Raw genomic sequence first — 7,358 nt, forward strand, 5'->3', positions numbered from 1 at the left:
TCCTCGTTTTGATTGCACATCATTTACTCCACTTAGCAACATGCAAAATTGGATCTTTACCTTGCAGATCATTTTATTGTCGGAAGATCGAAAAGTCCTACACTGATCACATAATTGAACAAGTGGACAATATAAATGAGCGACGACATCGCAAAGCATTCTTCCTCCAGATCTAAGTTGGTAAAAACTCTTTTCTTTACTCTCTGTGTTATCGCATTTGGTGCGATGTATTGGTCTTGGCAGTATTCAGACAGTCACCCAAGCACGGAAGATGCCTACGTTAGGGCAAAAATTTTGTCGGTAGCGCCTCAGGTAAAAGGCCAAGTGGTTTCTGTGGATGTCAAAGACTTCCAATCTGTTAACAAAGGTGACCTACTGCTGAAGATAGATTCACGCCCATATTTGTTGGCAGTGAAGCAAGCAAAAGCGGCATACCAATTGGCGGTCCAGCAACATGACGTTGCCGATAAGCAGGTAACTGAAGCTGTTGCGGGCTTAGATGCGGCGCGCTCTAACCTGATAGAAGCGCAAGTAGAGTACAAACGTACGGATTCCCTAGTGAAACGCAAACTGGCGTCGGACCAAGATTTAGATACGGCGAAAAACAAACTCGCCAATGCCCAAGCGAGCCTAGAGCAAGCGCGCGCGACGGTAGAAAAAGCCATTGCGAACCGTGGTGAAGAAGGCGCAGAGGCTGCGGTCGTTCAACAAGCTGCAGCACAGTTAGCGCAAGCGGAGCTGAACTTGAGCTACACCGACATTACGTCACCAGTGGATGGCATTGCCGGTGAAATCAATACGCACGTAGGCTCGGTCGTTAGCGTGGGTCAAACGCTGTTCCCTGTGATTTTAAAAGGCAGCTATTGGGTACGCGCGAATTTCAAAGAAACCGATCTTACGCATATCAAACCTGGCATGCATGCGGATGTGGTGATTGATATGTACCCAGACGTGGTGTGGAAAGCAACGGTAGAACAGCTGTCGCCTGCGAGTGGTACATCGTTCTCTTTGATGCCACCAGAAAACGCAACGGGTAACTGGGTTAAAATCAAACAGCGTTTCCCTGTACGTTTGGCATTAGAAGTACCGGCCGATGCGCCGCAACTTCGCGTGGGTGCGAGCTCAGAAGTCACCATTGATTTGCAAAGTAGCGTGCAATGAGCCATCAAATTACGGCAGACAAACGGGGGATTGCCACCGTCGCCGTGATGCTTTCTGCCATCATGGTGTTAATCGATATGACCGTTGCGAACGTGTCGCTATCGCACATGATGGGCGCGTTGGGCGCAACGGCAGACCAAATTACTTGGGTGCTGACGGGTTACAGCATGGCGGAAGCGATCTTCATTCCGATGACCAGTTTCTGGGTGTCGCGCTTTGGTGAACGCAAAGTCATGCTGGTTGCCGTGGTCGGTTTTGTGATTGCCAGTGCGCTTTGTGGGCAAGCACAGTCTCTTGAAGAGATGGTGCTATTTCGCATTATCCAAGGCGCTTTCGGCGCGTCGGTGATTCCATTGGCGCAGTCGACGTTAGTGCAGATCTATCCGTATGAGCAAAAAGGCAAAGCGATGGCGATTTTCTCCATCGGCATTTTGCTTGGTCCTATTTTGGGCCCAGTTGTAGGTGGTGTGATCACCGACAACATTAACTGGCGCTGGATTTTTTACATCAACTTGCCATTCGGTTTGATCTGTACCTCTTTGATTTATCGCTATATCCATATCGACAACAAATCCAAACCTAACTTTGACTGGTGGATCATCGGTTACATGGCGTTAGGTGTGGGCGCGTTGCAGTTTGTGTTGGATAAAGGGAATGAAGACGACTGGCTCGACTCACGTATGATTCAGACCGCGATATTGCTCGCAGTCATGGGATTGGTGATGTGGATCTATCGCAGTTGGAAAACCAAAAGTCCAATAGCGCCATTGTGGCTACTGAAAGACCGAAACCTTATGGTCTCGTCATTGATGATTGCCGTGGTGTCGATGGCGATGTTTGGTCTGACGACTCAACAACCAATGCTGTTGGAAAGCTTGCTGGATTATCCGGTCTCAACCACTGGTTTATTAATGGCACCGCGTGGGTTGGCGTCAGCGGCGATGTTGATTTTGGTGATTAAGCTCAATCCGCAATTCGATCCCAGAATCAAAATAGTCTTTGGCTTAAGCTGCATCGGGATTGGTAGTTATTTGATGACGCAATACTCACTGCAGATCGATACATTTTGGATTGTGATGCCGAGTATGATTCAGGGGATGGGGCTTGGTTTAACCTTCTCGACGCTGTCCACCTTGGCGTATTTAACGATTCCGAAAGAGCAATCTGTCGCGGCGGCAAGTATTTACAATCTGTTCCGTACTATTGGTAGTTCGTTTGGTATCTCTATCGCCACCACGTTCCAATATCGTGATAGTCAGCAGCAATGGCATGCGCTGGGAGAGGGTATTAATCCTTATAATCCTAACTTGCATGACTGGGCGGCCAATCAGGGGCTTTCTATTACCGACCCGGTTGCGTTAGACCAATACCAACAGATGTTGCAGCAGCAATCGCAAATGGTCGCGTTTGTGCACACCTTCCAGCTTGTGGGAGTAATGTTCGTGATCATGATGCCGATGCTGGTTTTCATCCGATCGCGTGAATAACAACAAGTTCCGGTGAACTGTGTCAGAGAACGCCTCTCAAGTTGTGTCAGCTTGAGAGGTGTTTTTTATTGGACGGTGTCAATGAAAGACGGACGTTTACTCAAACGTCACTTCGTCAAAATGCGGATTGGCTTTGAGCGCGCGCATTGCGACTAATTGTTCAGTCGGGAAGGCGGTGTGCTCACCATCCATATCTAAAAACAAGCACTCTTGTCGCTGCATGTCGTAGCCTGTGTCGAACGCGTTGCCCTGATGAGTTTCACCATTTTTTAGCGTGATCTCGATAGGGAGCTTAAACATACAGGCGATTTCAATAAAATCGTATTGGTTGCAAGTCACCATAGTTTTCTCCTTTCAAACCGACGCAGTATTCAGAAGGTTTGAGAACCGTATCCTTAAATAGAAGACGTTTGATTGAAACTGAATCTTCATCTTACACCTCATTCTGGTCACGAAATAGACATACACGCACGTTTTAATAAACCTACTGTTGAGCGTTCGCAAGTGAGACAAAACTACGATATGTCTGAGACGATACTTAAGCGCACATACCTAACGAGTGAACAAAAGACACAAAAGCCAAGTTCACTGATTCCGCCTCAAACCTACCATGCGCAGTTGGCGCACCGTGTTCACCACTCGCCTCAATTTGAAAACGGCCGCGTTAAAAACGAGATGCCAAATGTGCCTAGTCCGCAATCATTCTGGCAGGTGTGTTGGAGTTATCTTGGTGGTAGAACGCCGTTGAGTCCTAACGAACATCTGCCACATTCCCCAATTCAACCCACGCAGTTTGCGCAGCGAAGTGAATCGATGCGCGTTACTTGGCTGGGCCATTCCACCATGCTGGTGGAGGTCGATGGCATTCGAATTCTGACCGATCCGGTATTTGATTACGCTTCTCCGTTCATCGCAAAAGCGTGGTTTGAACGCAATATTCCCAATACCCATGCCAGAGATTGTTTGCCGATTCCTGAAATTATCGTGATTTCGCACGATCATTACGACCATTTAGAAGCATCGACCATACGTTTCTACGCTGATAAATCCGTGACGTTTTATGTGCCCTTAGGGGTTGGCAAGCATCTGATAAAGTGGGGCGTTTGCGCAGACAACATCGTGGAATTCGATTGGTGGGATAGCGTGCACTATGCCGGAATCGAACTGATTTGTACGCCTGCTAACCATAATTCGGGTCGTACTTATTTCGATAAAAACTCGACCTTGTGGGCTTCTTGGGTCATCAAAGGTAAAGAAGAGACGCTCTATTTTAGTGGCGATTCAGCTTACGATTCGCACTTTTCCGAGATAGCACAGCGATGTGGACCAATCGACATTGCCTGTTTGGAAGTGGCTGCTGATGTGAAAGGCCAAGGTTATCCGGTCGAAAACTGGGGGCACATGCAGGCTCATCATACCGTGCAAGCGTTTTGCGATTTAAATGCGAAAAAACTGCTGCCAGTACATTGGGCTACATACGAGCTGTTTACTCACCGCTGGGACGAACCGATTTTAGATTTGCTTGCCCATTGTCAAAAAGAACATATAACGCTGCTGACGCCAATGCCGGGGGAGAGTTTTTACGTTCATAAAAAACAGATAAATAAACAATGGTGGCGAGAAAAAGAAACAGGTGAGCCAGCTAGAATTGTGACTTAATAATATGTTCTTACTTCAATAATTATTTTAGAAGTTAACCTTGTTATTTTCAGAATATAACAAGGTTTTTTACTCGCTTACTCATCAATCACTTGAGGTTTTAACTCGACGACATTTCCTTCCGGATCATGAATATAGAGTGAGCGACCGAATCCTTGTGCTCCGTAGCGTTTCGCAAACTCTTCGGTTTCAATGCCGTTCGAACGCAGATATTCCAGTAATTCATCCTCGGAAAAAGGCGCCAATTGCAGGCAAAAATGGTCAATATTACGACCATTTTGAACTGGTGGCTTACCGCCGAGTTGGCCTAATTCGCTGTCTACCGTCACAACATCAATCAATGCGTTACCTGCCCTAAGTTGAGTTAAACCAAGTTCCGTTACTTCGCGTTCGACAGGGCAGCCCAAAATGTCTCGATAGAAATGCAACATAGCATCGAGGTTACAGGTCCTTAAAACAACATGATCAAGCGCTTTGATGGCGATTGGATTTTTGGTGGGCATACTTCACTCCTTTTTGCATTGTGTTGAGGTAAGTATAAAGTGACCTTAAAAGTGGTGAGAGAAATGATCAAATTCCAGATGTTTTTTTGCTAGAGCGAGTGCAGAAACACTGCAACTCAAAGCAAACAAAAAAAGCTAGCGTATTGCTAGCCTTTTGGAATATGGATGGGGCTATTACTCGTAATCAGAAGCGTAAGTTTCTTCGTAAGTGTGTGAGTAAAGCTCGAATAGGTTGCCGAATGGGTCTTCTAGGTAAACCATTTTCGCAGGCTTATTATCGTCTTCTGGGTGGTAACGCATGATGTCCATGCGAACTTTGCCACCTAGTGCTTCGGTGCGTTTGATAGCACCTTCAAAATCGTCTGTCTGCAAACAGAAATGGAAGATACCGATGCGAGAAAAATCCACTTCATGGCGCTCTTGACGCTCTTTCATTTCGAATAACTCAAGGCCGATGCCATCACTTGTCACAAGGTGCGCAATGTTGAAGCCTTTAAAGCCTTCCCCAAAGACCGCAATACACATTCTGCCAATTGCCGTTTCGCGTTCTTCAATTACTTTCGTGTTGCCCATAACGACTTTTAGACCTAGCGCTTGCGTGTAAAACTCAACCGCTTTGTCCATATCTCCGACCATAATACCGACATGATTCATTTTCATTTGTTTGCTCCCAACATGTGTGTTTGAACGTTGTCTTGTTTCGATGTGGGAGAGTATATGGTGTGATGTTGATTACATGAAATTATCATAAATTATAAAAATGATAATTTTATTTAATGATTTGCATGTTGGGATTGAGTTAGTGAGCTAAGGCCTCAACAGCTTGCCTCACCGAGGTGAAATGAATCTTGATAATGCACCGTTGCGCGAGGCTGAATTCATGCGATTGGATTAATGACGTAACCTCTTCTACGGACAGCGTTCGTTCTTTTGGGTGTAAAAGAGTGGTGTTCGAACCATTGTTTTTCAATTCGAACGTGTTGCCATTTGAGTCAATAACGTAATCATCTTGCCCAAAAATGAGGGCTTCGCATTCAGAGTCTAAGTCGGACTGGGAATGCGTATAGATCAGCTCATCGTCGCCGTCTAGTTTTAGCAAGCATGGCCAGCATACTGCGTGGTCTCTCATGGTTAACTCATTATTCATTGTTATTTAGAAACTTGACCCAGGTTGTTGCAAAAATGCTAACTCTTCAGGTGTGCTTTCTCTACCCAAGATGGCGTTGCGATGTGGGTAACGTCCAAACTGGTCGATGATGGCTTTGTGTTTTAGCTCAAAATCGTAGTTATTTTCAAGCCCTGATGCGCGAAACAATTTTTCAGCTTGGACATGAATGAGGCGAGATTCGCTGTGCATAAACGGCATGTACAAAAAGCTTAGCTGCTCAGGCGCTAATTCTTTGTCGTAACCTAACCGAATTGCCTCTTGAGCCAATGCTAATGCGAGTAGGTCTTGTGCAAACGCTTTTGGGGTGTTGCGATACACATTACGTGAAAACTGGTCGAGGACGATGATTTCGGCCAATCGTCCTTGTGCGCTGTTACGCCAATTAAACAGTTCACAACGAGCGGCTTGTTCTAATACCGAGGCAAATCGCGATGCAATACACTTGTCCAGTTCTGGGTTGTTTTCAAACCAATTTTGGGGCGATAGCTCCTCGAACCAAAATTTGATGACTTCTTGGTACATGGATCTTCCTTCTTATTGCATTAGCTAAAGAATAAAAAGCCAGAAGGCGAGCTCCTGGCTTTCTGCGTGTTATCGACCGTAAGTCTCTACGATGTAACGTTCAAAATCGTCACACATTTGTTCGTCAGAGATGGCGTTGCTTGCCAGCTCTTTACTGCCGTCGACGACTTTAATCGCGGCGTTCAGTGAAGCGACTGATGCTCGCTCTCGCGTCGCAAGTGAGTCGATTTTCTTCTGCTGCACTTCCCATGCCTGTTCTGGCGACAGGTTACACACGTCTGCAAGGTATTTGGCATTGAAGCCTTCGCCAGTCAGGCTGACAATGGTTTCGTTGTGCGACAAGTGATTGCCTGCGTGCCAGTAGTGTTTTGCCAGCAGTGGGCCAATTTCTGGGTTATCCGTCAGGTAACCAAACTTCTCAAGGAAGTATGCACGGGTCTGATACACCGCCATGTGCGCGAGTAGATAACCTTGATACGCACAAGCCGCTTCGTCGGATAGCAAATGTGGAATCGCCATCAGTGGGCGAGGGCTGCATTCCAAACCAAGGATCTGTTTTTCACAATCGCGAGCGAGCTTAGTGATGCGCTCTGGCGTTAACTCGTCATCGCTCAATTGATACAACGCGCGCTCAAAATATGGTACAACCAAGATGCTACGTTCTTCATAAGCTTTGAATGGCTGACGGCTGTTGATCATTGCTTGAATAATCTCATCAGGCACAGAATTCCCTTCATCATCCAGTGCGTACTGTTTTAGCCAATCGGCATCGGTTAACAGGCACGGAAAAATCATGAACATCCCCATCAATAAAGGCTTGCTAGCACCTTCAATAGGTACTCAGAATCCATGGCACAC

General features: G+C 46.3%; 8 protein-coding genes and 1 pseudogene. 3 read left to right on the top strand and 6 right to left on the bottom strand.

Annotated elements, in window-relative coordinates:
- The first annotated feature begins 135 nt into the window (after positions 1-135).
- Both R7Q39_RS02535 and R7Q39_RS02540 read left to right on the top strand, forming a co-directional pair.
- Positions 136-1,161, top strand: a complete 1,026-nt coding sequence (locus R7Q39_RS02535; protein WP_054578558.1) for an HlyD family secretion protein — start codon at positions 136-138, stop codon at positions 1,159-1,161.
- On the top strand, positions 1,158-2,648 hold the full coding sequence (locus tag R7Q39_RS02540) for an MDR family MFS transporter (RefSeq protein WP_033907201.1): 1,491 nt from the start codon (positions 1,158-1,160) through the stop codon (positions 2,646-2,648). Before R7Q39_RS02535 ends, R7Q39_RS02540 begins: the two co-directional genes overlap by 4 nt.
- A gap of 96 nt (positions 2,649-2,744) precedes the next feature.
- Here R7Q39_RS02540 and R7Q39_RS02545 read toward each other — a convergent pair whose 3' ends face one another.
- Positions 2,745-2,990 carry a Rho-binding antiterminator gene (locus tag R7Q39_RS02545; RefSeq protein WP_025553211.1) on the bottom strand — a complete coding sequence of 82 codons (246 nt, stop codon included), beginning with the start codon at positions 2,988-2,990 and terminating at the stop codon, positions 2,745-2,747.
- Between the two features lie 180 nt (positions 2,991-3,170).
- Between R7Q39_RS02545 and R7Q39_RS02550 the strand changes: the two genes are divergently transcribed.
- Positions 3,171-4,307 (top strand): MBL fold metallo-hydrolase, encoded by a 1,137-nt coding sequence (locus tag R7Q39_RS02550; RefSeq protein ID WP_115386903.1) that lies wholly within the window; start codon positions 3,171-3,173, stop codon positions 4,305-4,307.
- A gap of 77 nt (positions 4,308-4,384) precedes the next feature.
- Here the strand turns inward: R7Q39_RS02550 and R7Q39_RS02555 are convergent, their stop codons facing one another.
- The 5 genes and pseudogenes from R7Q39_RS02555 to R7Q39_RS02575 all read right to left on the bottom strand — a co-directional run.
- Positions 4,385-4,810: a VOC family protein gene (locus R7Q39_RS02555; protein WP_017821017.1), complete on the bottom strand. Its 426-nt coding sequence runs from the start codon at positions 4,808-4,810 to the stop codon at positions 4,385-4,387.
- Positions 4,811-4,984: 174 nt separating this feature from the next.
- The gene (locus tag R7Q39_RS02560) at positions 4,985-5,470 is read right to left on the bottom strand and encodes a VOC family protein (protein ID WP_005374344.1); all 486 of its coding nucleotides are present in this window, start codon (positions 5,468-5,470) and stop codon (positions 4,985-4,987) included.
- Between the two features lie 139 nt (positions 5,471-5,609).
- Entirely contained in the window at positions 5,610-5,939 is a 330-nt protein-coding gene (locus R7Q39_RS02565; RefSeq protein ID WP_033907198.1) for a DUF4144 domain-containing protein, read from the bottom strand.
- A 24-nt stretch (positions 5,940-5,963) separates the two neighbouring features.
- A complete protein-coding gene (locus R7Q39_RS02570; RefSeq protein WP_115386904.1) occupies positions 5,964-6,500 on the bottom strand; it encodes a DUF924 family protein in 537 nt (178 codons plus the stop codon).
- Positions 6,501-6,569: 69 nt separating this feature from the next.
- Positions 6,570-7,295: pseudogene (locus tag R7Q39_RS02575) on the bottom strand (peptidase M3); the annotation flags it as partial.
- Positions 7,296-7,358: the final 63 nt, after the last annotated feature.

The organism is Vibrio sp. 947, assembly GCF_033339115.1.
Classification (GTDB): Bacteria; Pseudomonadota; Gammaproteobacteria; order Enterobacterales; family Vibrionaceae; genus Vibrio; species Vibrio alginolyticus.